Annotated in this window: 22 protein-coding genes; 20 read left to right on the forward strand and 2 right to left on the reverse strand. The window is 56.4% G+C overall.

The annotated features are described in order from the left end of the window. The first annotated feature begins 319 nt into the window (after positions 1-319). From LZG00_15535 to LZG00_15625, 19 genes are all read left to right on the forward strand, one after another. A complete protein-coding gene (locus tag LZG00_15535) occupies positions 320-1,213 on the forward strand; it encodes a DMT family transporter (GenBank protein ID MCF3595406.1) in 894 nt (297 codons plus the stop codon). Between the two features lie 68 nt (positions 1,214-1,281). Next, positions 1,282-2,019, forward strand: a complete 738-nt coding sequence (locus LZG00_15540) for an SDR family oxidoreductase (GenBank protein MCF3595407.1) — start codon at positions 1,282-1,284, stop codon at positions 2,017-2,019. Between the two features lie 275 nt (positions 2,020-2,294). Continuing rightward, on the forward strand, positions 2,295-3,146 hold the full coding sequence (locus LZG00_15545) for a fumarylacetoacetate hydrolase family protein (GenBank protein ID MCF3595408.1): 852 nt from the start codon (positions 2,295-2,297) through the stop codon (positions 3,144-3,146). After that, positions 3,143-3,901, forward strand: a complete 759-nt coding sequence (locus LZG00_15550; protein ID MCF3595409.1) for a TIM barrel protein — start codon at positions 3,143-3,145, stop codon at positions 3,899-3,901. Before LZG00_15545 ends, LZG00_15550 begins: the two co-directional genes overlap by 4 nt. Positions 3,902-4,056: 155 nt before the next feature. Beyond that, positions 4,057-5,733: a nitrite reductase gene (locus LZG00_15555; GenBank protein MCF3595410.1), complete on the forward strand. Its 1,677-nt coding sequence runs from the start codon at positions 4,057-4,059 to the stop codon at positions 5,731-5,733. Positions 5,734-5,939: 206 nt separating this feature from the next. After that, entirely contained in the window at positions 5,940-7,754 is a 1,815-nt protein-coding gene (locus tag LZG00_15560; protein MCF3595411.1) for a NapC/NirT family cytochrome c, read from the forward strand. A gap of 70 nt (positions 7,755-7,824) precedes the next feature. Next, positions 7,825-8,244, forward strand: a complete 420-nt coding sequence (locus tag LZG00_15565) for a plastocyanin/azurin family copper-binding protein (GenBank protein MCF3595412.1) — start codon at positions 7,825-7,827, stop codon at positions 8,242-8,244. A 228-nt stretch (positions 8,245-8,472) separates the two neighbouring features. Beyond that, positions 8,473-9,261, forward strand: a complete 789-nt coding sequence (gene cobA / locus LZG00_15570; protein ID MCF3595413.1) for a uroporphyrinogen-III C-methyltransferase — start codon at positions 8,473-8,475, stop codon at positions 9,259-9,261. Next, the gene (locus LZG00_15575; GenBank protein ID MCF3595414.1) at positions 9,254-9,568 is read left to right on the forward strand and encodes a cytochrome c; all 315 of its coding nucleotides are present in this window, start codon (positions 9,254-9,256) and stop codon (positions 9,566-9,568) included. The genes cobA and LZG00_15575 overlap by 8 nt, the downstream gene beginning before the upstream one ends. Next, positions 9,565-10,722, forward strand: coding sequence for a protein nirF (locus LZG00_15580; GenBank protein ID MCF3595415.1), 1,158 nt, complete (start codon positions 9,565-9,567; stop codon positions 10,720-10,722). The genes LZG00_15575 and LZG00_15580 overlap by 4 nt, the downstream gene beginning before the upstream one ends. A gap of 3 nt (positions 10,723-10,725) precedes the next feature. After that, positions 10,726-11,721: an AsnC family transcriptional regulator gene (locus LZG00_15585; protein MCF3595416.1), complete on the forward strand. Its 996-nt coding sequence runs from the start codon at positions 10,726-10,728 to the stop codon at positions 11,719-11,721. Then, on the forward strand, positions 11,718-12,194 hold the full coding sequence (locus LZG00_15590; GenBank protein ID MCF3595417.1) for an Lrp/AsnC family transcriptional regulator: 477 nt from the start codon (positions 11,718-11,720) through the stop codon (positions 12,192-12,194). Before LZG00_15585 ends, LZG00_15590 begins: the two co-directional genes overlap by 4 nt. Further along, the gene (locus tag LZG00_15595; GenBank protein MCF3595418.1) at positions 12,191-13,705 is read left to right on the forward strand and encodes a nitrite reductase; all 1,515 of its coding nucleotides are present in this window, start codon (positions 12,191-12,193) and stop codon (positions 13,703-13,705) included. The genes LZG00_15590 and LZG00_15595 overlap by 4 nt, the downstream gene beginning before the upstream one ends. A gap of 201 nt (positions 13,706-13,906) precedes the next feature. Then, positions 13,907-14,392, forward strand: coding sequence for an AsnC family transcriptional regulator (locus LZG00_15600; protein ID MCF3595419.1), 486 nt, complete (start codon positions 13,907-13,909; stop codon positions 14,390-14,392). Positions 14,393-14,396: 4 nt separating this feature from the next. After that, positions 14,397-15,614: a heme d1 biosynthesis radical SAM protein NirJ gene (gene nirJ / locus LZG00_15605; protein ID MCF3595420.1), complete on the forward strand. Its 1,218-nt coding sequence runs from the start codon at positions 14,397-14,399 to the stop codon at positions 15,612-15,614. Beyond that, positions 15,586-17,094, forward strand: coding sequence for a nitrite reductase (locus LZG00_15610; GenBank protein MCF3595421.1), 1,509 nt, complete (start codon positions 15,586-15,588; stop codon positions 17,092-17,094). The genes nirJ and LZG00_15610 overlap by 29 nt, the downstream gene beginning before the upstream one ends. A gap of 295 nt (positions 17,095-17,389) precedes the next feature. After that, positions 17,390-18,664, forward strand: coding sequence for an integrase arm-type DNA-binding domain-containing protein (locus tag LZG00_15615; protein ID MCF3595422.1), 1,275 nt, complete (start codon positions 17,390-17,392; stop codon positions 18,662-18,664). Positions 18,665-19,352: 688 nt separating this feature from the next. Next, complete coding sequence (locus tag LZG00_15620) at positions 19,353-20,027, forward strand: DUF2026 domain-containing protein (protein MCF3595423.1); 675 nt, start codon at positions 19,353-19,355, stop codon at positions 20,025-20,027. A gap of 672 nt (positions 20,028-20,699) precedes the next feature. Beyond that, positions 20,700-22,991, forward strand: a complete 2,292-nt coding sequence (locus LZG00_15625) for a virulence-associated E family protein (protein MCF3595424.1) — start codon at positions 20,700-20,702, stop codon at positions 22,989-22,991. Between the two features lie 264 nt (positions 22,992-23,255). Here LZG00_15625 and LZG00_15630 read toward each other — a convergent pair whose 3' ends face one another. Further along, complete coding sequence (locus tag LZG00_15630) at positions 23,256-23,981, reverse strand: hypothetical protein (protein ID MCF3595425.1); 726 nt, start codon at positions 23,979-23,981, stop codon at positions 23,256-23,258. 538 nt (positions 23,982-24,519) lie between these two features. After that, positions 24,520-26,022, reverse strand: coding sequence for a DNA cytosine methyltransferase (locus LZG00_15635; protein MCF3595426.1), 1,503 nt, complete (start codon positions 26,020-26,022; stop codon positions 24,520-24,522). Positions 26,023-26,148: 126 nt separating this feature from the next. Here LZG00_15635 and vsr point away from each other — a divergent pair, with 126 nt between their 5' ends. After that, complete coding sequence (vsr, locus tag LZG00_15640; protein MCF3595427.1) at positions 26,149-26,553, forward strand: DNA mismatch endonuclease Vsr; 405 nt, start codon at positions 26,149-26,151, stop codon at positions 26,551-26,553. Positions 26,554-26,729 lie beyond the last annotated feature (176 nt).

Raw genomic sequence — 26,729 nt, forward strand, 5'->3', positions numbered from 1 at the left:
CGGCGGGGGTGGTGTTTCAACAAGTTGCGGGCGAAGCTTAAGTGGCGGAGATGCAGTCTACCCCCGGTTTGGTTTCACATAGTTATAACCACCGAGCGGTGTTTGCAGCGCATCAAGATGGTGATGATCCAGGCATTGGCAACGGAAATTGCCATGTGTCAGGGCGGCGAGTGACGCTTTTCCCATTGACCGTCGGAGGTCTTCCCTGTTGATGAGGTTTGACAGGGGGGCCGCGGATGTCGCGCAAACACACAACTTTCAGTGTCGCAAACCACAGATGTCGAAGATTTCTTCGACCGCGCCCTGTTGAGGTTGAGCGGTGAGCGTTGAAACAGGGGCTTCTGGCAGCCCGATCTGGAAGGTGGCGCCGGGACTCTTCGTGCTGTTTTGGGCCGGGGGCTATGGCTTTGCCAAGCTCGGCCTGCCCTATATCGAGCCGATCACCATGCTGGTGGTGCGCTTTGGGTTTGCGGCCCTTATTCTTGGCGCAATTCTGAGCGTGATGCGGGTGCCATGGCCCAAAAGTGCGGCACATTGGGGCGCGTTGGCGCTGACCGGATTTCTGATTCAGAGCGTCTATTTCGGACTGAGTTATCTGGCGCTCAAATCCGGCGTGAATGCCGGAACTTTGCCTATTTTGATGGCGTTGCAGCCGATGTTGGTCGCGTTGTTGACGTTGTGGCTTTCGCCCGGTGCAGGGGGCGGGGTGAAGCTGTGGCTCGGGCTGTTGGCGGGCTTTGGCGGTGTGGTGTTGGTAATCTGGTCGGGGGATACGCTGGGGCCGAGCCCAATGGTCGGGCTGTTGCTGGCCGCAGGGGCGCTTATCGGGATCACCACGGCCACCTTGTTTGAAAAGCGTCACGGATTTTCCACGCATCCGCTTGTCGGCAGTTTGGTGCAATATGTCGTGGGGTTTTCCACGCTTCTGCCGGTTGCGTTGATCTTTGAAAGCCAGGCGATCGATTGGCAACCCGAGCTGATTGTGGCGTTGGTCTATCTCGTGATCGGCAACTCGTTGATTTCCGTCACGCTTTTCGTCGGATTGGTGCAGCGCGGCAATGCCACGCGTATCTCGGCGCTGCTCTATCTTGTGCCGCCTCTGGCATTGGTGATGGCCTGGGCGCTGCTGGGTGAAACCCTGGCGCCGCTGGCGTTTGCGGGGTTCGTGATCTCGGTGATCGGAGTCTGGCTAGTGAACCGGGCGACGGTTTGAAACTTGATGGCTTGTGCTCGTCGCGGCTTGACGCAAAACTGTAGGGCGCGGCAACGGGGGCAAGTGGCATGGCTAAATCAATCATTATTACCGGCGCGGGACGGGGCATAGGCAAGGCCTGTGCCGAGGCGTTCTTGCAGGCAGGATGGCGCGTCGGATTGATGGGACGTCACGCCGATACGCTGGCAGAAGTGGCGGCGGGTCATGCCGATGCGCGGGTTATGCCCTGCGATGTGCGCGATGCCGCAGAAGTTGAGCAAGCCTTTGAAAAAGCGTCGAAAAGCTGGGGTCGCTTGGATGCTGTTTTCAACAATGCCGGGCTGTCATTACTGTCGAAAACCATTGATGAAATCGAGGTGAACGCCTGGCGCGAGGTGATCGATGTGAACCTCACCGGATCGTTCATCTGCGCGCGTGCGGCCTTTCGAATCATGCGCGCACAGCAGCCGCAAGGCGGGCGGATCATTAACAACGGTTCGATCTCGGCGCATGTGCCGCGCTGGGGGTCGGCGGCCTATACGGCCTCGAAACATGCGATCACCGGGCTGACCAAATCGATATCGCTTGACGGGCGGCCCTTTGATATCGCGTGCGGCCAGATTGACATCGGTAACGCGCTTACCGACATGGCCGCGAAGATGGCCCAGGGCATGCCGCAGGCCGATGGCGAAATCCGGGAAGAGGCGGTGATGGATGTGGGGCATGTGGCGTCGTCGGTGCTGCATATGGCCGAGCTGCCGCTTGACGCAAATGTCCAGTTCATGACCGTGATGGCGACAAATATGCCTTTTATCGGAAGAGGTTAGCATATCAGCGTAAACATCCGCAAACCCCATCGCGCCGAATGGTAAACGCCGAAATCCGCGCGATTTTCGGGGGGTGAATCCCGGCTGCCGCCCGGCTGATTTGCGTATGACATACGCCACCGTAGGGTGTTAAGCCAAATTGACTTAATGCGCCGCGCGCCCCTTCATCTTGCCGTAAATATCCCGGGGGTCTGGGGGCTGGCCCCCAGGATTCGGCGGTTGCCGCATTGCGCCCGAGCGGTATGTTGAGAAACCAAACAGAGGGGGTGCATCTGATGAAACTGCTGCGATTCGGACCGAAGGGACAGGAAAAGCCGGGGCTGCTCGACGGGGCCGGGCGGGTGCGCGATCTGACGGGTCATGCGGCGGATTTCGCGGGGGCGGGCGTCTCGCTTCAAGCGCTGGAGACCATTCGCAGGATCGACCCGGAGAGCCTGCCGTTGGTCGAACAGCCCGAGCGGGTCGGATCGCCGCTGGCCTGGGTACCTAATTTCTTCGGCATCGGGCTCAACTATGCCAAGCACGCCGAGGAAGCGGGCATGAAAAAGCCGCTTGAACCGATCATCTTTTCCAAGGCCAGCTCGGCGCTCAATGGGCCGAATGATGCAGTGATCATTCCGCGCGGTTCGCAAAAGGCCGATTGGGAGGTCGAACTGGGCGTGGTGATCGGCAAGACCGCGCTCTATGTCAGCGAAGCCGAGGCGCTGGACCATGTGGCGGGCTATTGCACGATCAACGACGTGTCCGAGCGCAGTTTTCAGACCGAGCGTGGCGGGCAATGGATCAAAGGCAAGTCGGCGCCGAGTTTTGGCCCGGTGGGGCCGTGGCTGGTCACGGCGGATGAGGTGCCTGATCCGCAGGCGTTAGGCCTCACGCTTTCGCTGAACGGCGACGTGATGCAACGTTCGCGCACCGGTGACATGATTTTCAGCGTCGCCGAGATCATCTCGCATATGAGCCAGTTCATGGAGCTGCGGCCCGGCGATGTTATCGCCACGGGCACACCCGAGGGGGTGGGCATGGGGATGAAGCCGCCGCGCTATCTTGTGCCTGGTGACGTGATGGAATTGGAGGTCGAAGGGCTGGGGCGGCAGCGGCAAGTGGTGGAGGCTGCGGACGCGGTATGAAGTTCTCGGCAAATCTGGGGTTTCTCTGGGCCGATCTGCCCTTGCCCGAAGCGATAGCGGCCGCGGCAGAGGCGGGGTTTGACGCTGTTGAATGCCATTGGCCTTACGCTGTGCCCGCAGATGGGGTCAGGGCCGCGCTTGAAATGGCCGGGGTGGCGATGCTGGGGATAAACACGCGGCGCGGCAATGTAGCGGCGGGCGAAATGGGTCTGAGCGCATTGCCGGGACGCGAGGTCGAAGCGCGCGGGGCAATAAAGGAAGCGGTGCGCTATGCCAGCATCATCGGCGCGGCGCATGTGCATGTGATGGCTGGAACGGCAGAGGGCGCCGAGGCCGAGGCGGTCTATCTCGAAAACCTGCGCTTTGCCTGCGAGATCGCAGCGCCCGAGGGTATAGTGATTCTAATTGAGCCGCTGAATCAAAACGACGCGCCGGGGTATTTTTTGCGTAGCACGGGACAGGCAGAAAGTCTGATTAAAACACTCGGAATGCAGAACCTGAAGCTCATGTTTGATTGTTATCATGTGCAATTGATCGAGGGCGATGTGGTGGGGCGGTTGGAGGAAGTGTTACCGATTGTCGGGCATATTCAGTTTGCAGGGGTGCCTGATCGGGGGCCGCCGGATCGGGGGGGTCTGGATTACTCTCATGTTTTCAGGGCAATAGAAATGATGGGTTTTGATGCACCTTTAGGGGCGGAATACAAGCCGGGCGGGCCGACTGAGGACACGTTGGCATGGCTTCGCGCGCGCTGAAGGCTGTGTCTGCGCGGGCGCGCAAAGATATATCTATCATATACTAAATAAAGGGAAAATTCGGCGAAATCGTCAAGATGTTGACGGAAGTCAAGGAGGAAAAATCGGAAGTAGGTGCATATTCTCCCCGTCTCACCAGAAAAGGGAGAGTGATAATGTCACTTGGAATCACCTACAAAAAGACAAGCTGGAAGCTGGGCCTTGGCCTGTCGATCCTGCTTGGCAGCACGGCTGCACCAGCGTTGGCGCAAGAGCCTACGCTGAGCGACGAAGCTTTTGAGAGCTCCAAGCAGCTCTATTTCGAACAATGCGCGGGCTGCCATGGCGTGCTGCGTGTTGGCGCGACGGGTAAGAACCTTGAGCCGCATTGGAAGAAAACCGCAGCCGATGGCACGGTCACCGAAGGTGGCACGCTGACGCTTGGCCAGGAACGTCTTGAAAAGATCATTACCTGGGGTACCGAAGGTGGCATGAACAACTTCTCGGACATCATGACCGAGCAGCAGATCAAGGACATGGCGACCTATATCATGATGGATCCGCCCAAGCCGCCAGAAATGTCGCTTGCGCAGATGAAAGAGACCCGCAAGGTCTATGTCGAAGAAGCCGACTATCCGACCGAGCCGCTGCATGGCCGCAACTGGGAAAACTTCTTTGTCGTGATCGAACGTGACGCCGGTAAGGTTGCTGTCATCGACGGCGACACCAAGGAAGTTCTGGTTCACATCCCCACTGGCTATGCCGTGCACGTGATCAAAGCGTCTGAACATCACTCGATCTCCGAGCCTGAAAACCCCGGCCGTTTCTGGTACACCATGGGCCGTGACGGCAAGATGACCAAGATCGACCTCTGGCAGACGCCGGACAAGATGCTGGTGAGCGAAGTCAAGGTTGCCTATGACGCACGTGACGTGGCCGTATCCGGCGACGGCAAGTATATCATCGGTGGGGCGTACTGGCCTCCGCACTTCGTGATCTCGGACGCTGTGACGATGGAACCGCTGAAGGTTGTTTCGACCCGCGGCGTGAACACCGAAGGCGACTATGTCGAAGAAGCCCGCGTGGCTGCCATCTATACCACTCCGCACGAGCCGACCTGGTTGGTTGCCGTGAAAGAGCTGGGTCAGATGTGGCAGGTGGATTATTCGGACATCGACAACCTGCGGATCGACAAGATCGACACCGCGCGGTTCCTGCACGATGGCTTCTTTGATCCGACTGGCCGTTATTTCCAGATCGCCGCAAACGCGTCGAACCAGATGGTTGTTGTTGACAGCAAAGAGCGCAAGCTTGAAGCAATCATCGACACCGCCGCTCTGCCGCACCCCGGCCCCGGCGCCAACTGGAACGATCCGAACTGTGGTCCCGTGGCGGGCACAACCCACCTCGGCGTCGGCACTGTGACTGTTTGGGGCAACGACCCGGAAGGTCATCCCGACCAAGCCTGGAAGACCTGCTATGAGGTCGAAACCGACGGCGCGGGTCTGTTTATCCGGACCCACCCGAACTCCAAATACTACTGGGCTGACCAAACCAAGCACCCCGAGCCTGAAGTTCAGCAGTCGGTGCAGGTCATCTCGAAAGAGACCGGTGAGATTGTGAAAACGATCCAGGTGACCGAACAGGACGGCCATGCGGCTGTGCACTTCGAGTTCAACGCAGACGGCACCGAAGTCTGGGTCTCGAACTGGAACCTGTCGGACTCGCTTGAGCCCAATGGTGAGATCGTGATCTACGACGCGGAAACGCTTGAAGAGATCGGCCGCGTCAAAGGTCTCTATGCGCCGACCGGCAAGTTCAACGTCTACAACCGGTCGAACCACGTGACCTGAGTTGACTTGATACTTATGACGGAAGGGCGGGCCAAGCGCCCGCCCTTCTGCATCCCCCGGCGGTGCCGGGATTGCGATGACCTGGAGATTTTGGGCGCGAGAGATTGCCCGGAAGAGATGTCTTCAGCTGTTTGCAATTCCCTGTCGAGACCTTTGAAAACCATAGTTCGACACAAACCAATCAAGAGCCAAAACGGAGCCTGGATATGACCCGGAGCAACGACACTGAAAAGAAAAAGCCGATCTGGCGCCGGTATTTCATCTGGGGCATGCCGCTCGCAGGTGTATTTGCGGCGTTTGTCGCCGGTATCGTCTTCTGGGGCGGGTTCAACACCGCGATGGAAGCGACCAACACCAAGGATTTCTGTATTTCGTGCCACGAGATGAATGATTTCGTCTATCAGGAATACAAGGGTACCATTCACGATGTGAACCGGTCGGGTGTGGGCGCGGTCTGTTCGGACTGTCACGTTCCCAAGGACTGGACCCACAAGATGATCCGCAAGGTCAAAGCCTCGAAAGAGCTTTGGGGTAAACTGGTTGGAACCATCAACACCGAGGAAAAATTCGAGGCCAAGCGGCTGCATCTGGCAATGAACGAATGGGAGCGGATGAAGAATTCCGACTCGCGTGAATGTCGCAACTGTCACAATTTTGAATCGATGATGCCCGAGTTCCAACGCCCGCGTGCGCGTCAACAGCACCTCAACGCGATGGAAACCGGTCAGACCTGTATCGACTGCCACAAGGGTATCGCGCATAGCGATCTGCGTGACCGCGCCGACGAGGAATACCTCGAAGCGTTGGAGACGCCGAACCCCGAATTTAAACGCGACATACCGCAAGCCTATCTCGATAGCCTGGCCTATATCACCGAGAAAGAGGCCGAAGAGGCCGCCGCCGTGAAAGCCGCAAGAAAAGCCGAAATGGACGCCCATCAGGCGCAGATCGCGGCTGCTGTTGAGGCGGCACGGGCCGAGGAACAGGCCAAGGCCGCAGGCGACGCGGCGACGGGAGCGGAAGAGACTGCAAGCGCGGGTGGCGATGTGGCACCGAATGTTGACTGGAACGCGGTTGCCGCAGCGGATGTCACGCTGTTCTACCCCGGCCAAGCCTCGTTCGAATGGGTGCAGAACGGCAAAACCCACGGCGGCGCACGTCCGCTGACCAAGGGGGGCGACAATTGCACGACCTGTCACGCAGCCGAACTTGAAACCATTGGCAACAAGATCGTTGGTGGTGCAGGCGGCAAGAACGATGAATTGGAACCGACCCCGATTCCGGGCAAGCGTGGCTTTATCAATGCCACGGTTCAGGCCACGCATGACGCCGAAAACCTTTATGTGCGGATGCAATGGCCCGATGCCGGACACCACCCTGCGCCATTTGTCGAAGGCGGCAAAATGGACCCGGAAAACCAGATCAAGGTTGCCATGATGATCACTGGCACGGGTATTGAGATGGGCGAACAGGTGGGGTGTTGGGCGTCGTGTCACGCCGACAATACCTATATGCCGTTCGAGCCGGACGCCGAGGCAATTGCCGCCAGCGGTGATGTGGCCGAGCGGCTGCACGCGACAACCACGGTGACCAAATATCTGACCGAAAGCCGCACCAAGGTTGAAGTCAGCGGTCGTCGTGGCAAGGCGCAAGGCGGTTGGGACCAGTTGAAGGCGCAAGAAGAGATTGAACAATATCTCAAGGATGGCACCTTTTTGGACCTGATGCGTGTCTATGCGGATGGTAGCGGCAGCAACGGTTATTTGCTGGATCAGCGGGTGGAAAACGATGGTGCGTTTGCCTCGCAAGCCAGCCTGTCGGGCGGACAATGGACCGTCGTGTTCTCGCGGCCTCTGAATTCGGGTGCGCCGGGGGATGTTCCGCTGGAAGCAGGCAAGACATATACCGTGGGCTTTGCCATCCATGACGACTTCTCGTCGGCGCGTTTCCACCACGTGACACTGAACACCTCGATGGCGCTCGATAATGGCGAAGCGCAGATCAACGTCGTCGGTCAGTAACGCACATTCATGTCAGTTGCGGCGGCCGATGCTATCGGCCGCCGCTTGTTCTTGATAAAGGATAAGTATCATGCGGATGAATTCATTTCTCACTGCTGCGGTGCTGTCGGTTTTGATGGCCAGCCCTGCACTTGCTGCTGATGATGAAGGTCAGGCGGCGGTGTGTGCCGAAGCCGAGGAGCGCTATGTCGAGTTGTTCGGCCATCCCTCGTCCGAGGAGGAGGGGGTGCGTGTTGTCACAATGTATAAATACAATTTTTGCCCCAAGCAGATCACGGTGAAGGTGGGCACGACGGTGCGCTGGGTGAATGTCGACAAACGCACCAGCCATTCGGTCATTGTCAAAGACTCGGGCGAGCCCGAATCGGTCCGTGCCTTTCCTGAAGAAAGCATCGAGTTTACCTTTCTGACCCCCGGCGATCAGGATTATCTCTGTGGTCCCCATTGGGAGACCCGCGACATGATCGGTATGGTCACTGTCGAGCCCTGAAAAGGGCGGCGTAGACGCTTAGATTTTGAGCGAATGCGCCCTATTTCTCAGACCTTAACCTAGATCAAGGCAATCGCTGGTCATACCGCCCATTCTCGTCGCGAAATGCGCCAGAACCTATCAAATTCCTGATGTTCGATGCCCCCTAGTTTGATCTGAACCGCAGGGGCAGAAAACGAAAGAGCTACCACCCAGCAGGCGCCAGAGTTTGGACGAGCGAGGCATAAAATGACCGGAAAAGTATTTCTGATTGGAGCCGGCCCCGGTGACCCCGAGTTGATGACCCTGCGGGCGCTGCGCATGTTGGGCGAAGCCGATGTGGTGGTCTATGACAAGCTGGTCAGCCCCGAGATTCTGGCGCTCTCCCCCAAGGGGGCGCGGATGATATCGGTCGGGAAGGCGCCGAAATGTCACCCCGTCACGCAAGACAATATCAATGCGATTTTGGTGCGTGAGGGGCAGGCCGGACATACGGTTGCGCGTCTCAAAGGGGGCGACCCGATGATTTTTGGGCGGGGCAGCGAAGAGGCGGCTTACCTGATGGAGCATGGTGTGGCGGTGGAATATGCGCCCGGCATTACCGCAGCGCAGGGGGCGAGTATTTCGACCGGTGTGCCGCTGACGCATCGCGGGCTGGCCACGGGGGTGCAATACATCACCGGGCATCGTCAGGCGGGCAAGGTTCTCGATCTTGACTGGAAGCGGCTGGCCGATCCCAACACGACGTTGGTGATCTATATGGGGGTGTCGCATATCGGGCAGATCGCTATGGGGCTGATGACCGAAAAGCTGCCAGGCTCTACGCCGGTTCTGGCCGTGGAAAAGGCGACGACTTCGGGCGAACGGCGGCTGGTTTCCAGTCTCGACAGTATTGCGCAGGATGTGCGCGATGAGGGCTTTGGCGCGCCGGTTCTCTTTATCGTTGGCAAGGTGGTTTCGCTCTATCGCGAGATGCCGATGGGCGCGATTGAGGCTGAGATGGCGGCGCGCAGTGAGCCGGGGGTTGCTCATGGTTAGGATGCTTCTTGCCATGCTTTTGGCCGGTGCGGTGCAGGCCGAGGAGCCGCGCGAGCATGCGGTGGATCCTGTCGCGCTGGAACGGTTGGTGCTTCAGGATTGTGGCAGTTGCCATGGGCTGACGCTGAAAGGCGGGCTGGGGCCGGATATCCGCCCTGAGAGCCTCGAATTTTATGAGCCGGAAGTTTTGATGGGGGTGATCCTTGATGGAATCCCCGGCACCGCGATGCCGCCTTGGCGCCCTTTGATCACAGAGGACGAGGCGGCATGGATTGCCGATTATCTTTTGCAGGTGGAGACAAAATGAAACCCGTTGTTAGAACCCTGATGTGTGGCCTTGTGGCCGGATTGTTTCTTGGCACAGCGCAGGCGGAACCGACCGCGACGGGCGATCTGGGGCTGGTGATTGAGCGGGCCAAAGGGTCGGTTCTGTTGGTTGATCAGTCGGACCGTGCGATGCTGGCGCGGATCGAGGGGTTTGGTGATTTGAGCCATGCGTCTCTGGTCTATAGCCCGGATGAGCGTTTTGCATATGTGTTTGGCCGCGATGGTGGGCTGACCAAGGTGGATATCGTGACGCGCCAGATCGTGAACCGTGTGATGCAGGCGGGCAATTCGATTGGCGGCGCGATTTCGGACGATGGCAAGCTGGTGGCGGTGTCAAATTATGAGCCGGGCGGCGTGCGGGTGTTTGACGCCGATACGCTGGAAATGGTGGCGGATTTTCCAACCGGGTCGAAGACCGTCGGCTTGGTCGATGTGCCGGGGCGCAAGTTTGTTTTTACCAATTGGGACAGTGGCGAGACCTGGATCGTGGATATGTCGGGCGCGGAGCCTGAGGTTAAGGTGATCCCGGAGATGGGCAAGAACCCCTATGACGCGTTGGTGACGGGCAATGGGCGGACCTATATCACCGGGCTTTTTGGTGAGGACGGTTTGACCGCGCTGGACCTTTGGGAAGACGACCCCAAGCCGATCCGCGTGTTGCCGGGCTATGGCCGTGGCGAAGAAGAAATGCCGGTCTATAAGATGCCGCACCTTGAGGGTTGGGCGTTGACGGGACGGGAATTTGTGCTGCCGGCGGTGGGCCATGAAGAGGTTTTGTGGGTCGACGCCGACAAGCTGGAAGAAACCGGGCGCACCAAGACGCACGGCCAGCCGGTGTTTGCCATGGCGCGCCCTGATGGGCGGCAGGTCTGGGTCAATTTTGCTCACCCCAAGAACGATACGATTCAGGTAATCGACACGGTGACCAAGAAGATCATTCATGAGTTCAAACCCGGTCCTGCGGTGCTTCATATGGAGTTTACGCCGCGCGGGCATGAGGTGTGGATTTCGGTGCGCGACGCCGGGAAGATCATGATCTATGACACGCACAGCTTTGAAAAGCTGGCGGAAATCGACGCTGACAGCCCCTCGGGCATCTTCTTTACCGCGCGCGCGCACCAGACGGGGCTGTAAGCCATGCAGATCACAGCCGACCCGATCGACAGCCATTTGCTCGACAATTGGCAGCGTGATTTTCCGGTGACATCGCGCCCTTTCAAGGTGCTGGCGGAGGAGCTTGGCCTTGCCGAGGGTGATGTTGTCGAGCGGCTGGACAAGATGCAGCGCAACGGGCGGATAACGCGGGTGGGTGCGACCTGTGCGCCGAATGCGATTTCGGCGAGCACGCTGGCCGCTGTTGCTGCGCCGATGGATCGCATTGAAGAGGTGGCCGCGATCATCAATGATGAGGTGGGCATCAACCATTCCTACCTTCGTGAAAACGAATGGAACCTGTGGTTCGTGGCAACCGGGCCGGACCGCGCCTTTGTCGATGCGGCGCTTGCAAGGATTGAGGCGCGCAGCGGTTTGCGGGTGCTTGATCTGCGCCTTGTGCGGCCCTTCAATCTTGATCTTGGGTTTAAGATGAGCGGGCCGCGCGGCGAGACGGCGCCAAGGCCGCGCAACCCCGATATGAGCGCGATTGAGCCGGGGGATCGCGACATTCTTCACGCGCTGACGCAGGGTTTGGAGATGGTGGTGACGCCATATGGCGCGCTGGCGCAAGAGCTGGGACGTTCGGAGGCGGAGGTTCTCGCGCGGATTGTGGCGTTGCAGAAGGCCGAGATCATTTCGCGCCTTGGCGTGATTGTGCGCCATCGCGCGCTCGGGTGGAGCGCCAATGCGATGGTGGTTTGGGATATGAGCTCAGAGCAGATTGACGCGGCCGGGCCGAAGCTGGCGGGGATGCCGGGGGTGACGCTTTGTTATGAGCGCCGCCCGGTGCCGGGGGTTTGGCCCTATCGGCTCTATTCGATGATCCATGCGCGTGATCGCAGCGAGGCCGAAGGGTTTCTGGCGGCGGCGGTTGCGCTTCCTGAGTTGCAGGGGGTGGCGCATAAACCGCTGTTTTCGACACGGTGTTTCAGACAGACCGGCGCGATGATCGCCAAAGAGATGGAGCGCGCGCAATGAGGGATTTGGATGGACGTGAGGCGGGACCGCTAAGCGAGTTGGATCGCCAGTTGGTGAACCGGTTGCAGGATGATCTGCCGACGATCTCGCGCCCTTTTGCGCCGCTGGCCGAGGAGTTGGGGATCAGCGAAGATGAGGTTTTGGAGCGGGTTCGCGCATTGCGCGAGAGCGGGGTTCTGACCCGGTTTGGCCCGTTTTTTGATGCCGCCGCTATGGGCGGCGCGTTTTGTCTTTGTGCCATGGCGGTGCCGGAAAATCGGTATGACGAGGTGACTGAGGCGGTTAATGCGCACGCAGAAGTGGCGCACAACTATGCGCGCCAGCACAAGTTGAACATGTGGTTTGTTCTTGCCACGGAAACGCCCGAAGCGATTGAGGCGACGGGCGCTTTGATTGAGCAGGAGACCGGTTTGAAGGTGCATCTATTCCCGAAATTGCAAGAATTTTTCGTCGGTTTTCGGGTGCAGGCATGAAGCGGTTTGTTGCGCTGGCGGCGGCGCTTTTGACTTTTTCGTCAGTGGCTTGGGCCAATACAGATGCGCTTTACCAAGAGTATTGCGCCGAGTGTCATGGTGCCGAGCGGTTGGGCGGGGTTGGCCCGGCGTTGATCCCGGAAGCTTTGGGGCGGATGCGCGGGCCAAAGATTGTTGATGTGATTTTGAACGGGCGTCCATCGAGTGAAATGATGGGCTTTGGCGATCAGATCTCGCCTGCGCAGGCCGAGGAACTGGCCGAGTATTTGAAGGTACCGCTGGAGGTGGTGCCGGATTGGCCGGTGGCCGAGATTGACGCCACGCGGGTGGTGAATGAGGATTATACGGCGGTTGATGCACCGGTGTTTGAGGCGGACCCGCTGAACCTGATCCTGATTGAGGAAATGGCGGATCATTCGTTCAGCATTGTGGATGGCGACAGTTTTGAGGTGATCCATCGGTTTGAAGCACCCTTTGCGGTGCATGGGGCGCCGAAGTTCAGCGCCGATGGGCGGTTTGTCTATGTTATGTCGCGCGATGGCTGGGTGCAGAAATACGATATCTGGGGGCTTCAGGAGGTGGTGCGGGTGCGCGCGGGCCTTAACAGCCGCAACATCGCGCTGAGTCATGATGGCAAATGGTTGGCGGTGGCGAACTATCTGCCAAATACGCTGAGCATCCTGTCGGCAGACGATCTGAGCGCGGCGATTGTGCATGAGATCAAGGGCAAGGACGGTAGCCCCAGTCGGGTCTCGGCGGTCTATGCTGCGGCGCCGCGCGAGAGTTTTGTTCTGGCGTTGAAGGATGTGCCGGAGACCTGGGAAGTGTTCTACGGGGAGAACCCGCCGTTTCATGGCTTTGTGCATGACTACAGGATCGAAGGGCCGCCCGAGGAGCGTGTGCCGTTTCCGCGCCGACGTATGATGGTCGGCGGTGTTATCGACGATTTCATCTTTGATGAGAGTTTTGAGTATGCGCTGGGCGCCAAGGCGGGTGGCGATGGCGGGGCGGTTGTGGACCTTGTGATCGGGCACAAGATTGCCGATCTGGACCTGCCGGGGCTGCCGCGTTTGGGTTCTGCTGTGATGGTTGATTATCAGGGGCGGCGGGTGATGGTGACGCCCCATCTGAGGGCCGATACGTTTTCTGTGGTGGACATGAAAACCTGGGAAACGGTGAAGCGGATCGAGACCGGGGGGCCGGGGTTCTTCATGCGCGATCACGCGGGGTCGCCTTATCTCTGGGGGGATGTGTTTTTTGGGCCGAACAAGGACAAGATGCATGTGCTTGACCGCGAAACCCTTGAAATCGTGAAGACATTGCAGCCAGTGCCAGGGGCGGCGCTGGGCCATATCGAATTTACCCGCGATGGGAAATTTGCGCTCGTTTCGGTCTGGGAAGAGGACGGTGCGGTGATTGTCTATGACGCGACCACGCTGGAAGAGGTGCGGCGGTTGGAGATGCGCAAGCCCTTGGGGAAATACAATATCGGCAACAAGATCGGCGGCTGAAGGTCCCGGCGTTCGATAGGTATATTTCAACGGCATGAATGATTTAGGTCAAGGCATAGCGGGGCCGGATAGGGGATTGTAGGCGCGCGAACTGGCCGAAGGCATGGCAGAGCACCTGCGCCAAGGTCGAAAAAGGCAAATAGGAAACCGGGTTCTGCACCCGCCCGATTGCAGACCTCTCTCAAGGTTGGAAGGCCGCTTATGACGCTTGATGCAACTGACCGTTCGATCATTGAGACGCTTCAGGCGGGGTTGCCTCTGGTGGCTGAACCTTACGCTGAGGTGGCCGAGAGTCTGGGGCTGAGCGAGGCCGATCTTGTGGCGCGGCTTGAGGCGATGAAGGAAAGTGGCGTGATCCGCCGGATTGCGGCGGCGCCGAACCATTACAAGTTGGGCATGACAGCGAATGGCATGACGGTTTGGGATGTGGAGGACGCGCGGATTGCCGAATTGGGGGCCATTGTCGGCGCTCTGCCGTTTGTGACGCATTGCTATGAGCGGCCACGCGCGTTGCCTGATTGGCCTTATAATCTGTTTGCCATGGTGCATGGATCGTCGCCCGAAGAGGTCGAGGAAAAGCGCGCCGAGATTGGCGAAATTCTCGCACCGGGGCTGCGCGGAAGCGATGTTCTGCTGTCGACGAAAATTCTAAAGAAAACGGGGCTTCGGCTTCGCAAGAAAGGATAGACCCATGTTTCGCATGTCCGAATATATGGAGCAATTGGTTCACCCGACACCGGTCAAGACCCGGCGGGGAAGCGGGCCGGTGAAACCGGTGGTGATCTGGAACCTGACGCGGCGCTGCAATCTGAAATGCCGCCATTGCTATACCGTGTCGGCGGATGTGAATTTCCCCGGTGAGCTGACCCATGATCAGGCGATGGCCACCGTGAAGGACATGGAAGATTTCGGGATTTATGCGCTGATCCTGTCGGGCGGTGAGCCGCTGGACCGGTTTGATTTCTTTGATATTGCGCGGGCATCGCGCCCGTTTACCAAGATGTTGGCGCTGTCTACGAACGGCACGAAAATCCACGGTGAGAATGCCGATAAGGTCGAGGAAATCGGCTTTGACTATGTCGGGATTTCGATCGACGGAATCGGCAAGACGAACGATTGGTTCCGCGGTGTTGACGGTGCGTTTGACGACGCGGTGCGGGGCGTGCGCGAGTGCAAGAAGCGCGGTATCCGTGTCGGTCTGCGCTTTACCCTGACGAAGGATAATGAAGCGCAACTGCCTGATCTTGTGAAGCTTTGCCACGATGAGGGGGTGGATAAATTCTATCTCTCCCATCTGGTTTATGCCGGGCGGGGTGACAAGAATCGCGGCGAGGATGCCGAGCATGATCATACGCGCCGCGCGCTCGATCTGTTGATTGAGACGGCGTGGGAGAGTGCCAATGGTGGCCAATCCTTGGACATTGTGACCGGCAACAATGATGCCGATGCGGTTTACATGATGAATTGGGCGCGTGAGCGGTTTGACGATGAGAAGCTGGCCAATCTGCGCGACCATCTGAAGGCCTGGGGCGGCAATTCGTCGGGGCTGGGCGTGGCGAATATCGACACGCAGGGCAATGTGCACCCCGATACCTATTGGTCGGATTACACCGTCGGCAGCGTCAAGGACACGCCGTTTTCCAAACTTTGGACGGGCGATGACAAGATGCTGGCGGCGCTGCGCACAAGGCCGCGCCCGCTTAAAGGGCGTTGTGGCGCTTGCGCGTATCAATCCATCTGCGGCGGCAACACAAGGATCCGTGCCTTGCAGTTGACCGGCGATCCGTGGGCCGAAGATCCGGCCTGTTATCTCAGCAACGGTGAAATTGGTGTGGACGAGGCCGCGCGCCTTGAGGTCGCACCGTTCCGAGGAAAAAGCCATGACCCGAAACATCAATTCTTCTCGTAATCGCACGCTCGCGGGTCTGATCGCTGCGCTGTTTATTGTACCGGGATTAGCCGGGGCCGATCCGGCGGCAGTGTATCAGGAACATTGCGCCGAATGTCATGGCGAGGGGCGTCTGGGCGGTATTGGCCCGGCGTTGATTCCCGAGACGCTAAAAAGGATGCGTGGCCCGAAGGTGACGGATGTGATCCTGAACGGGCGGGTTTCGACCCAGATGATCGGCTATGCCGACCAGATATCGGCAAGCGAAGCCGAGGACCTGGCGGCGTGGTTGAAAACGCCGCTGGAGCGGATTCCCGACTGGGGTAAGCCGCAGATCGCCGAGACCCGCGAAATGAGCGACGATTATGTGGCGGTAGCGGCACCCGTTTGGGCGTCGGACCCGATGAATATCACGTTGGCGGTGGAAACCGCGGATCATCACGTGAGCGTTCTGGACGGCGACACGTTCGAGGTGCTGGACCGATTCGAGACGCCCTATGCCGTGCATGGCGGGCCGAAATTCAGCCCCGATGGGCGCTATGTCTTCATCATGTCGCGCGACGGCTGGGTGCAGAAGTATGACATCTGGGCGCTGCAAGAGGTGGGCCGGGTGCGCGCCGGTGTAAACAGCCGCAACATTGCGATGAGCCATGATGGCAAATGGCTGGCCGTGGCGAATTACCTGCCGATGTCGCTGACTATTCTCTCAACCGAGGATTTGAGCGTTGTCGAAGTGATGCCGGTTTTGGCCAAGGACGGCACGGCGAGCCGGGTTTCGGCAGTCTATCAGGCGCCACAGCGCGAGAGCTTTATTCTGGCGCTGAAGGATGCGCCAGAAATTTGGGAAGTGACGGCCGATCCGGGCGCGGCAGAGCCGTTTGCCATGCGCCGCATCGAGATTGCCGAGCCGCTGGATGATTTCTTTTTCGATGACCAGTATCGCAACCTGATCGGGGCGGCGCGTGATGGTGTGCGCGGCGTGGTCGTGAACCTTGAAGAAGGGCGTGAGATTGCTGAGTTGCCGCTTGATGGTTTGCCGCATCTTGGGTCGGGGATCAGTTGGGAACGCAATGGTCATCGAGTGATGGCGACGCCGCATCTCAAAGAGGGCAAGCTTTCGATCATCGACACTGTGACTTGGGAGCGGATCGCGGTCATCAAGACCGAGGGGCCGGGGTTCTTTCTGCGTAGCCACGAGAACACGCCGTATTTCTGGGCGGACGTGTTTTTTGGGCCGAACAAGGATTTGATGCATGTGATCGACAAACAGAGCCTTGAGATTGTCAAAACGCTGCGCCCGGCGCCGGGGGCGACGGTGGCGCATGTGGAATTTACCCGTGATGGCAAATATGCGCTGGTGTCGGTCTGGGAAGATGACGGGGCGGTGATCGTCTATGACGCCGCGACGCTGGAGGAAGTGAAGCGCCTGCCGATGCGCAAGCCTTCGGGTAAGTACAACGTCTGGAACAAGATCACCTTTTCGGAGGGCACGAGCCACTGAAGCATGAACGGCGGCTTGAATGTGTCGCTGGGCGTGCGCGCCACGCGCGCGGGCCGGGGGGAATCGGTTTGCAGGGTAAACTTGGTTAATGCCGACCTGATTCAGCCCCGTGGTTCGGGCTGACTCTGTGAAATGGGCAGTCGACGTCAGGGTGGAGGCGAGTACCACAGCCATCCGCATTCCTCGTTGTTGATCTTAAAGCATTTTTTGAGATCCTCGACGATTTGCCTTTCCTCTTTTCCCCTCTTGAGTTATCTTTCGAACTACTCAATAGGGGGGTAAATAGGAGTGAGATTTGCCGCGTCGAACACTTAAGGAACTGACCGCCTTTCAGGTCGATAAGCTGGAAAAGCTTGGCTACCACAGGGTTGGTGGCGTGAGTGGACTGTGCTTGCAGGTAAAGGCAACTGGTTCAAAATCTTGGGTGCTTCGGATGACGTTTGGTGGCAAGCGTCGTGATTTGGGGCTTGGTAGCTACCCGTCAGTTACTTTGAGCATGGCTCGTGAAAGGGCGCGGATGTCACTAGACCGGGCTTGGGCCGGATATGACCCTGTTGAGGAGCGCCGAGCGATACGTGAAATTTCGAAACCAATTGTCGAGAGTGTGAATGCAAAGACCTTCAAGCAATGCGTTTTGGAGTTTTGCCAAGACAAAATCATGCACCAGAAGAACGCACACCGCGCTCGCCAGCAGTTTGAGAATTCGTTGGAGGCGTATGCGTTCCCGATCTTAGGGGAATTGCCCGTTGATAAAATCGAGTTGGATCATATCCTTCAAACTCTACGACCCATTTGGAAAGAAAAACCAGACACCGCATCGCGGGTGCGTAGCCGAGTTGAGCGTGTCTTGAATTGGGCGACAGTTAGCGGTCACCGGGCCGGTGAAAATCCAGCGAGGTGGCGCGGCCACTTGGATCAAATCCTAGCTCCCCCAAGCAAGCTGCGGGTGCAGGGCCATCACCCTGCGTTGCCGGTGAATGACATGCCTGAGTTCGTGGGCTCTCTAAAAAAGCGGAAAGTTTCGAACTCAGCGTTAGCATTGGAGTTTCTCATACTAACAGCAAGCCGCTCAGGTGAGGTGCGCAACGCTGAATGGGGCGAAATCGATTTTGACCAGAAAGTATGGAATGTGCCTGCGGGGCGTACAAAAACCGGAAAGAGTCACCGTATACCGCTTTCTAAGCAAGCATTAAATGTTCTGGCCGCAACGCCTCGGTTAGCTGGTGCAGATAGGATTTGGAGCGGCACCTCTGGTAAACCTATGTCTGACATGACGATTGCTGCGATTGTTAAGAAGATGAATGCAGCAGAAGAGACAGCCGGTGGGGACGGGTGGAAAGGCGCGCAATCCAATCGTGTAGCTACCCCACATGGGTTTCGTTCAACCTTCCGGGATTGGGCCGCAGAAGAGACTGAATGGCCAAGGGAAATGGCCGAAATAGCGCTTGCGCACAATATGGGGTCCGCTGTGGAGCGTGCTTATCGGCGTACTGACATGTTGGAACGTCGCCGAGCAATGATGCAAGATTGGGCCGAATTTGTTCATGGAGAGCTGACCTCGGCCACCTAAGAACCGCATCATGTTGACAGAAAATCATTGGCGATATAGGTCAGGTTTAGGCCGTCGCATCCGTTTGGGGATGTGATGGGGCACCTTGTGTCAATGATCGTTACCTACATAGGCTTGATAAGCCACTGACCACCGGGCCCGTGACAGGGCCGCGACTGACCCAAAACTATGTCGCACACCGCGTAGATGTCCCAATCAGTTGAAAAACTGCTGGGAAGCTGCGTGTAATTACCTCACTGCATTTCCCAGCACCTAACCTCAAAAACATAGGTGCTCTTATGACATCCAACGCTCAAAATACCGGGGTTGGGTCGCGCACAAAGCAAATCGATTTTGCAATGCTGCCTGACCAAGCCCTACTAAATGCCGACCAAGTGAGAACATTGTGTTCAATGTCGCCTGCCGTCCTGGACCGCAGAATCGCCCAAGGGCGTTTCCCAATGCCGAGCTATCATGGCCGGAATCGAGTGTGGCCTTGGTCCAGAATAAGGGCTTGGTTGGAACTGGCTGCCCAGCAGGAAACACCACTAGCAAACTGAAGTGTCGAGCGTTTGAGCTGCAAAAAAATGTAGACCAAGTGGCCGATGACTGACGTGAAAGCAGCGCTGCCCGCCGACGTAAATGCACATGAATAATTAGAGAATACTACCACCCTTAGTGGTCGTTTCTCAAAGAAAAGGTACGAGAAATGACAACGCGAACCATGATCACTTTGGCCGAATTCAACTTAATCAGCACCGCCATCCAAGGATTATTGAAGCAAACAGACTATGTTCAAAAGATAGAAACAAGTTGCACGCTTTTTGCTACTTTCGGAGCAGCAATCCTAACGTATCACCTCGGTATTCCTTGCCAGCCAGTTGCGGGTGGCTGGCACCTGCATCACCCGGATGGGGTAGGCGTTCTTGCATTTGGGCAAAAGGAGAACCGGCAAATCCGTACGACTGAAAATGGTTTTCATATGTGGGTTCAAACTGAGAGCCACATCATTGATTTCATGTCACCACTGTATCCCGAAATTTTTGTGTCTGAGGCCGCGACTTCGCCGCTTCCAAGACAGATGCTGCAGTTGAACCGGAAACTGGACGCCGAAAGCCAAACCGCGTTCTTACAGGGGGCACCATTGATGACTATGTATGATGACGTATTAGCCAAATCGTTAATTGAGCGGGTTGCTGGTAACGTCGTAAATGACGCACTTGTTCGAGCTCTGTTAACTTGGTGGCCGCTTCTTGAAAAGACTCCGGACGCGGAACTTGCCCTTGGTGTACACAGCGGGAAAAGGTTAAAAATTTCTCGGTCGGGCCATGGGGGAGAGGGGTTGTGGCGAGGTCCAAGTGATGTTGCACCGCCCATTCAGTGAATTGAGGTGGGGTCTCTGTCTCTCCAATTTAGAGGCTGGTCGGTTCAGCGCGCCAGACTATCTGCAAGCTGGGCTACCAAAAGTTTGGATCAAAGACCCCGCCCTATCACCGGCTCATAGAAAAACTGACGAGCCGCCCTATCCCGCTTTGACGGAATCCAGGAGCAACTTTGAGCGCAGCCTGAAACAATATTCATGTGTTTAAGGGGTGATCATCTGGACGGCCCTACGCACGCGCGCGCAAATCTACCATCGGTTGACTTGCCTTTTGCCGTGAAAAAACAATAGCTTGCGTCCACACAGCATTTATGTATTGTCGCTCTAACCTACAAGAAATATGCCCCAAGCGCGTTTGACAATCGCAGGGCCGGTGAGAGGCCGGTAGTAGGTCGGTTGGATCAGTTTACGTTGGTGATCCTTAAAGGAACGGAAACCCCGCGCCGTAGTCATTTCCCTTAGATTTCATGGAGATGATTATGGCTGATTCCCATATACAAAACTTCCACTCGTCTGTTCAGGTTGCATCGTTTGTCACCGAGCACACTTTCCTCTTAGAAACTTTGCGCTGCAAGGTAGCGCTGGACCAATTTCATCGAGGTTACAGTTTCCCCTGCCGTTACTCGCCTTCAGATGCGTCGCTGAGCAAGCGTGTTTGTTCGGAGGTTCGTATCAATGGCTAGAAACATCGAACCAAACCCACAAAAAGCAATTGAATGGTATATTTGGTTGAATGGCGGCAAGCAGATGTACCTAGAACACATCAGCAGTCAAGGCCCGGCACGACCTAAGGGTAAATTCTACCAAGCAAGCGAGCTCGCATCCGCTGCACGCTTTGTCTCAAGTAATAATGGGGATGATTACCAAAGAAATCTGCATTTCATCCCAAATGCTGAGTTTCTTTTAGGTCAACGGGTCAAAGCAAATCTGAAAGCGGTGCGTTTTCTTCATGTTGATTTGGATTGCAAAGACTACCCCGGCACCGAGAAAGAGCAATTTGAGAGGATTACAGAGCTATTACTCGACGACAAGAAACGCCCCAAGGGAATACCGCCCCCAACAACAGCATGGTTCACAGGGGGCGGGGTTCAGTCAATCTGGTCGCTTGAAGAACCCATTGGTGTTGATGAAGCAGAAGACCTGAACCGCGCTTTATTGGTCGCCCTACAAGGCGGGCTGGGAACGCATGATGCTGGCCGTCTTCTTCGCCTTCCTTGGACAACAAATTGGTTGAATGATAATAAACGCGCGGCGGGACGCGAACCGATGGTCGCGTTTCCGCTGGAGCCGTTAAACACAAATTCGCCCCCCGTCTCGTATTCTCTGGCTGACTTCCAAGTTAAACGCGTCAAACATGACGCCAAATCTCCTTCTGGAACCGTACCTTCGACGATAACGATACCCGAGTTCGAGGCGCTACCTTTACCCGAGAACCTCAATGAGATTGTGCCGGATGACCCCATCTGGTTTGAGGCTATCCTGACAGGCAAGCATCCGCAGGGCAAAGCCTATGGATCACGTTCCGAGTTTGTCATTGCGGCGGTTGTCTGGCTGTTGAGCAAAGACGTTGAGCCCGGTCATGTTTTGTCGATCATTACACATCCTGATCTTGGGATTAGCGGTCACGTTCTGGATAACCCGAGCCCTCTCAAATATGGCAGACGTCAGGTGGAGCGTGGGTTTGTTATGTTGGAAACAAGTCGCGGGGACTGGCCGCTCGTTAACGATGAGGGTTTCCCCATCGCAAATCTGCCTGAGAACATTCGTTATGCCCTTTGCCAAATTGGCGTAGATGCTCAACGAAACTTGTTCACACAAGCCGACGAAGTGACCGGGTACAACCTTGATGACCGCGACTTGAACGAGATTGCGGATATTCTGTGCAGTGCGTTTAGCCGTGAACTGAAATACGGTGCCAGCCCTGCCGCCATTAAGCGGGAGTTGTTGGCAATCGCCCATGAGCACCCTTATCACCCCGTCATTGATTATCTCGATGGCTTGGTGTGGGATGGCACGCCCCGTATTGATCGCTGGCTGGCTGATTATTGCGGGGCCGAAGCCACCGAATTAAATAGCGAGTTCGGTAGCAAGTTCCTCATCGCTGGTGTGCGTCGGATCAAACAGCCGGGTGTCAAATTCGATACCATGCTTGTGCTGGAAGGCGCGCAGGGTGCAGGTAAATCCCAAATGGCGGCAATGCTTGCCATTCAAGATGAGTGGTTCTGTGGCAGCTTGGACTTAAAGAGCGACGACAAAACCAAATCCGAACTGTTGGCGCGTGCATGGATCGTTGAATGCCCTGAACTTGATGGCTTAAGCAAAACCAACAGCCAGAGCCTTAAGAAATTCCTGAGCACGCCGATTGATAGCTACCGCCGCCCCTATGCTCGCGATCCCAGCGATTTTCGGAGGCATTGCATAATTCTTGGTACGACAAATGAGAGCAACTATCTGCGCGATCTGACAGGCAACCGGCGTATCTGGCCGGTAGTAGTTGGCCGGTTCGATCTGAAGCGCTTCGCGGCAGAAGCCGGCCAACTTTGGGCGGAAGCGGTGGTTCGTGAGAAAGAAGGTGCATTTATTGTTTTGTCCGAAAACCTTTGGCCAGACGCAACTCGGGTACAGGGTCATCGTATGGTCGAAGATGATTTCGCGGACATGTTGGCAGATAATTTCGCTGATCGTACTGGCAGGGTCTCCATGGAAAGCGTCAAACTCCTATTACGTTTAGACACACAGCGACTATTCCCCAACGATGCGAGGCGTATCAAGAGTGCCATGCAGAATCTTGGCTGGGAATATGGCACCCATCGTTTGCATGATTTGGCACAGACAAATCAGCGGCCTAGAAGGGGCTTCACTCGCGGATCGGGCGATGTGTGTCGCGAGGAACTCATTGCCATCCAAAAACAGAGTGGCGTTGTTGCCCTCGAAACCCTGAAAGGTCAGAGGGACGTGCCATTTTAGAACCAAACGCACGGGTAGCGTTACCTGTTACCCGTGCCAAACAGCGCAAACATACTGCCTGTGCAAGGGGGTGGTTTACTACCCCCTATTTTTATTGCTGCTGTTCAACTTAGGTTACAGTTACAAGTAACAATTTTCTGCTTAGCACCTTTGCAGTTTCTAAGCCGCGCTGGGTGTTGTGGGCACTTCGGCGGGCCTTACCCACATGCATTACAGTGGGGGCTCCAGCGGACGTCTGCGGACGTGTGGTAGCGCTTTTTTAGGCTACCCCTGTACATCCAGCGTCAGTGTCCGCCAGCTACCGCGTTCTGGAAAATATTCGACCGTGCCGGTGAATGTGCCGCGTATCATCGCGCCAAATCCATTTTGGGCATCGAACTGGCCGGACACCTGATAAACGCAATTTCCCATGTTCCGCGTTCCTGCGCTAAAACGGCTCGGAAACTCAGCGGTCGATGGTGCTCGTAATGACCGGCGAACGTCCGCTTGGATCATGACGTAGGCAAGAGTGGTCTTCTTGTCTGTGCATTCGGCAAGTCGTTCAGATTCTTCCAATGCGGCACGTCGCGCTACCTCTGCTGCATGGGCTTCCAAGTCGAGTTCGCTCAGTTCGGCGAACCATCTTTCTTCGTCGGCGTCGTGTAACTCAGCGAGATACGCGGCGGGATCACTTTCGCGAAGCTCGGCCCAGTGCACTTCACGTTGCTCGCCAAACAAAACTGCACCTTGCATGGAGAAGAACCCGGCGACGACAAGAAACAGCAGTGCTTTGCCGCGATGACGAAAATGCGGAAAGCCCTTGCCCGTGATCAAGGTGAATGTGAACACGCAAAATAGTAGCATGGCGACGGCGGTCTGGGCGCTGGCATTCTCCTGTTGCAGAAACTGTAAGGCGTAGCCAAAGGCGAAAAGTTCCAAAATCACAATCTGTGAACGCACGAATGCTCTGACGACAGTTGTTCCCTGCTTCTTCAAATCACTGTTGCTCATAAGAACTCCTTTACTAACGAAATCGGCCACCAGAGTTTCCTCTGGCAGCCGGGGAGTTCGTAAGCCGCCGCTAGACGACTGCGCTGGCCTTTAGGCCGGAGCCCTGGACATACGCCAGTGCCTCCCCGACCATAAGGTTCGAGGAGGTGTCATTACGGTCGACACCGACCGCTAGCGGAGGGGTTACGACACCCCGGGACTGGCCATTTTGCCAATCCTGAGCGCAGCTTAGCTTGGATGTCTGAAAATCGAAAGTGTAATCGTCACCTTTAGGAGTTGCCGAGAATGTTGATTTCATTGTTTAAATCCCGCCGGAAGTGAAGAAAGGTTGGTGGGGATAAAGGGAGTCGAACCCCCGACCCATCTCTTACGAATAGTGACATTCAACTGTTGGAGGTGATTGGACGAAGTATACGGTTGTTGAATAACTCACTACGAACGCTTGTCTAATTATCAGCTGGATCTTGGACCATGCTGGACGGTACAGGAGAATGAATGCTGTTTAGAGTGGCCAACATTTGCGCAAAAATATTCCAGACTATACCAGCAGTTTCGAAAGCGCCTGAGCAATTTGGTATGCAAGGTATGGCGGAACGGCATTACCCACTTGGTGATACTGCGCGGTCCTGCCACCCTCGAAGAAGTAGTTGTCTGGAAATGTTTGCAACCTCGCTGCTTCCCTTACAGTTAGAGAGCGACACTGTATCGGATCCGGGTGGATGAAATAATGCCCATCTTTTGAGATGTGGCTAGTGACCGTGGTTGATGGGCGCCCAGCAACTTGGGTTCGGAACCTGTCAGCGAAATAACCGCTCATTCGGTTTTTGTGCTTTGGTTGCAGAAATTCTGGAAACTCCGAGAGCTTGGGAGTTCGCCTCTGATCCCCCATAGAGAAGGCGGATGAGAAAAGGTAGCGACCAAGATCATCAGAGATGTGGCCTCTGGATTCATGTTGCAAGACGACCTTCAGGTCTGTGTCTAGCAGCCAGTCGCCTAGATCAGTGGGCAACCCGCACTTTCCAACGGAAAAACTTCGCCCAACTCGCTTTGAAGGTAGGTCGTTCGTTTGGGCAATCCTTTTAACAACCTTCCTGACGTGTTCGGGCACCTCGTCAGAATTTGCGATTCGCTCGGCTTGGTATCGAACAGCTTGCGTCCAGGCTTCCACGTCGTCACCGCGGCTCAACCCGCTCCTAATATTGGGAAACCCAGAAAGAACATCCCACGTGGACACCCGGTCGCTGCGAGGTGGTAGCAGAGGGGAGTCGATTTGGACCCGCTCCGCGATATCGCTTCTTATCCCAACAATGATCACTCGATGTCGCGCTTGCGGTACACCATGTTCTTCCGCACGTAGTATGAAATCGCTGGCGAGCGCATGCTCTCCGCTGTCAGGGAGCGGTGCAGACAACGGCAACAGTTTGTATCCGTCCCCGGAAGAGCGGAGATCATCCAGCACCTTGTGGAAAATGCCTCCCCCATCAACTTTGCTAGACAGCATACCCTTCACGTTCTCCATCACGAAAGCGGCGGGATTTAGTCGATCTAGGATTCTCGTGTATTCCTTGTAGAGGTAGTGGCGCTGATCCTGCTCAAGGACGTAGTTCTTCTTTCCTTTGTTCCGCGATCGGCCCGCTAGTGAGTAGGCTTGGCAAGGCGGACCTCCAATCAGGATTGTGTTACCATCAAATTCTTTTCGCGTTCGGTCACAAATTTCGGCGATTTCTTCAAATACTCCCTCCTTGCCAAGTTCTAGTTGCCGGACTTCCAGTTCTGCTTTCTCCCACCTACTGGGATAAACTTTCGACCAGTCCGGTAATGGTTTCTCCGCGTTCAACGCTTCATAAAATTCGGGCGGGAAACCATCATCAAACATCCTCAAGAACGACCGAAGGCGCAAAGTTCGGATGGCATTACTTTCCATCTCTACCGACAAGCGGATCTTCATGCTGACGGCGCCTTCGCTTCCCGCCACTGAAAATCCTTCCCCCAAGCCGCCTGGCCCGGCAAACAAGTCGATAATCCCGTACTCTCCGCTCATACTGTTTCCTTCCTATTTTTCTTCTATACTCAGCGGCATGAGCAGCACCAGGCTAAAAGGTTTGGGTTGGAAATAAGGGGCGCTCTTTTGACGGACACCGTTGAGCCACATGTCAGATCCCGAATGATGTCCCGCATTCGAGGAAAGAACACAAAACCCGAAGTAGCGCTCCGCAAGGCGCTTCATCGCTGCGGCTACAGGTTTAGGGTCAATGTGAACGGGCTAACCGGGAGCCCAGACATTGTTCTTCCAAAATGGAGAACGGTACTCTTTGTTAATGGATGCTATTGGCACAGGCACCCCAATTGTTCTAAGGCGACAACTCCCTCCAGCAATACCGAATTCTGGACCAGCAAGTTCCGGGAGAACGTCGAACGTGACAAAAGGAATGTGGTCGATTTGCTTGGGCAAGGCTGGAGAGTCGGGGTTGTATGGGAGTGTGCCATCGGCAAGCAACCGTCAGACGATCTACTCAATAGTCTCGAATCCTTTTTATCTGGCGAGGATCCCGCTCTTAAGCACTTTGAATAGGTGAGACAAAGAACTTACGCTGCCCTGTGCCCTGTGCATTTTGATTGACGCAGTTCCTGGCGAGCTAAACATACCCCTCAACGGTCCTCTTAGACTGACGTGTGCTGTATGGAATCGGCGAACGGCTTTCGAAAAGTCCAGTGGCCTTTCTTTTGAGAGGATGGCGGTTGTGTTTC

Source organism: Rhodobacteraceae bacterium LMO-JJ12 (assembly GCA_021555075.1).
GTDB lineage: Bacteria > Pseudomonadota > Alphaproteobacteria > Rhodobacterales > Rhodobacteraceae > JAKGBX01.

Bases quoted from the DNA above. Each gene is read 5' to 3' on its own strand.
- LZG00_15540 (MCF3595407.1), top strand. From the start codon at position 1,282: ATGGCTAAATCAATCATTATTACCGGCGCGGGACGGGGCATAGGCAAG.
- LZG00_15630 (MCF3595425.1), bottom strand. From the start codon at position 23,981: ATGAGCAACAGTGATTTGAAGAAGCAGGGAACAACTGTCGTCAGAGCA.
- LZG00_15545 (MCF3595408.1), top strand. From the start codon at position 2,295: ATGAAACTGCTGCGATTCGGACCGAAGGGACAGGAAAAGCCGGGGCTG.
- LZG00_15595 (MCF3595418.1), top strand. From the start codon at position 12,191: ATGAAGCGGTTTGTTGCGCTGGCGGCGGCGCTTTTGACTTTTTCGTCA.
- LZG00_15585 (MCF3595416.1), top strand. From the start codon at position 10,726: ATGCAGATCACAGCCGACCCGATCGACAGCCATTTGCTCGACAATTGG.
- LZG00_15565 (MCF3595412.1), top strand. From the start codon at position 7,825: ATGCGGATGAATTCATTTCTCACTGCTGCGGTGCTGTCGGTTTTGATG.
- nirJ (MCF3595420.1), top strand. From the start codon at position 14,397: ATGTTTCGCATGTCCGAATATATGGAGCAATTGGTTCACCCGACACCG.
- LZG00_15580 (MCF3595415.1), top strand. From the start codon at position 9,565: ATGAAACCCGTTGTTAGAACCCTGATGTGTGGCCTTGTGGCCGGATTG.
- cobA (MCF3595413.1), top strand. From the start codon at position 8,473: ATGACCGGAAAAGTATTTCTGATTGGAGCCGGCCCCGGTGACCCCGAG.
- LZG00_15590 (MCF3595417.1), top strand. From the start codon at position 11,718: ATGAGGGATTTGGATGGACGTGAGGCGGGACCGCTAAGCGAGTTGGAT.
- LZG00_15610 (MCF3595421.1), top strand. From the start codon at position 15,586: ATGACCCGAAACATCAATTCTTCTCGTAATCGCACGCTCGCGGGTCTG.
- vsr (MCF3595427.1), top strand. From the start codon at position 26,149: ATGTCCCGCATTCGAGGAAAGAACACAAAACCCGAAGTAGCGCTCCGC.
- LZG00_15550 (MCF3595409.1), top strand. From the start codon at position 3,143: ATGAAGTTCTCGGCAAATCTGGGGTTTCTCTGGGCCGATCTGCCCTTG.
- LZG00_15555 (MCF3595410.1), top strand. From the start codon at position 4,057: ATGTCACTTGGAATCACCTACAAAAAGACAAGCTGGAAGCTGGGCCTT.
- LZG00_15575 (MCF3595414.1), top strand. From the start codon at position 9,254: ATGGTTAGGATGCTTCTTGCCATGCTTTTGGCCGGTGCGGTGCAGGCC.
- LZG00_15560 (MCF3595411.1), top strand. From the start codon at position 5,940: ATGACCCGGAGCAACGACACTGAAAAGAAAAAGCCGATCTGGCGCCGG.
- LZG00_15625 (MCF3595424.1), top strand. From the start codon at position 20,700: ATGGCTAGAAACATCGAACCAAACCCACAAAAAGCAATTGAATGGTAT.
- LZG00_15620 (MCF3595423.1), top strand. From the start codon at position 19,353: ATGACAACGCGAACCATGATCACTTTGGCCGAATTCAACTTAATCAGC.
- LZG00_15600 (MCF3595419.1), top strand. From the start codon at position 13,907: ATGACGCTTGATGCAACTGACCGTTCGATCATTGAGACGCTTCAGGCG.
- LZG00_15635 (MCF3595426.1), bottom strand. From the start codon at position 26,022: ATGAGCGGAGAGTACGGGATTATCGACTTGTTTGCCGGGCCAGGCGGC.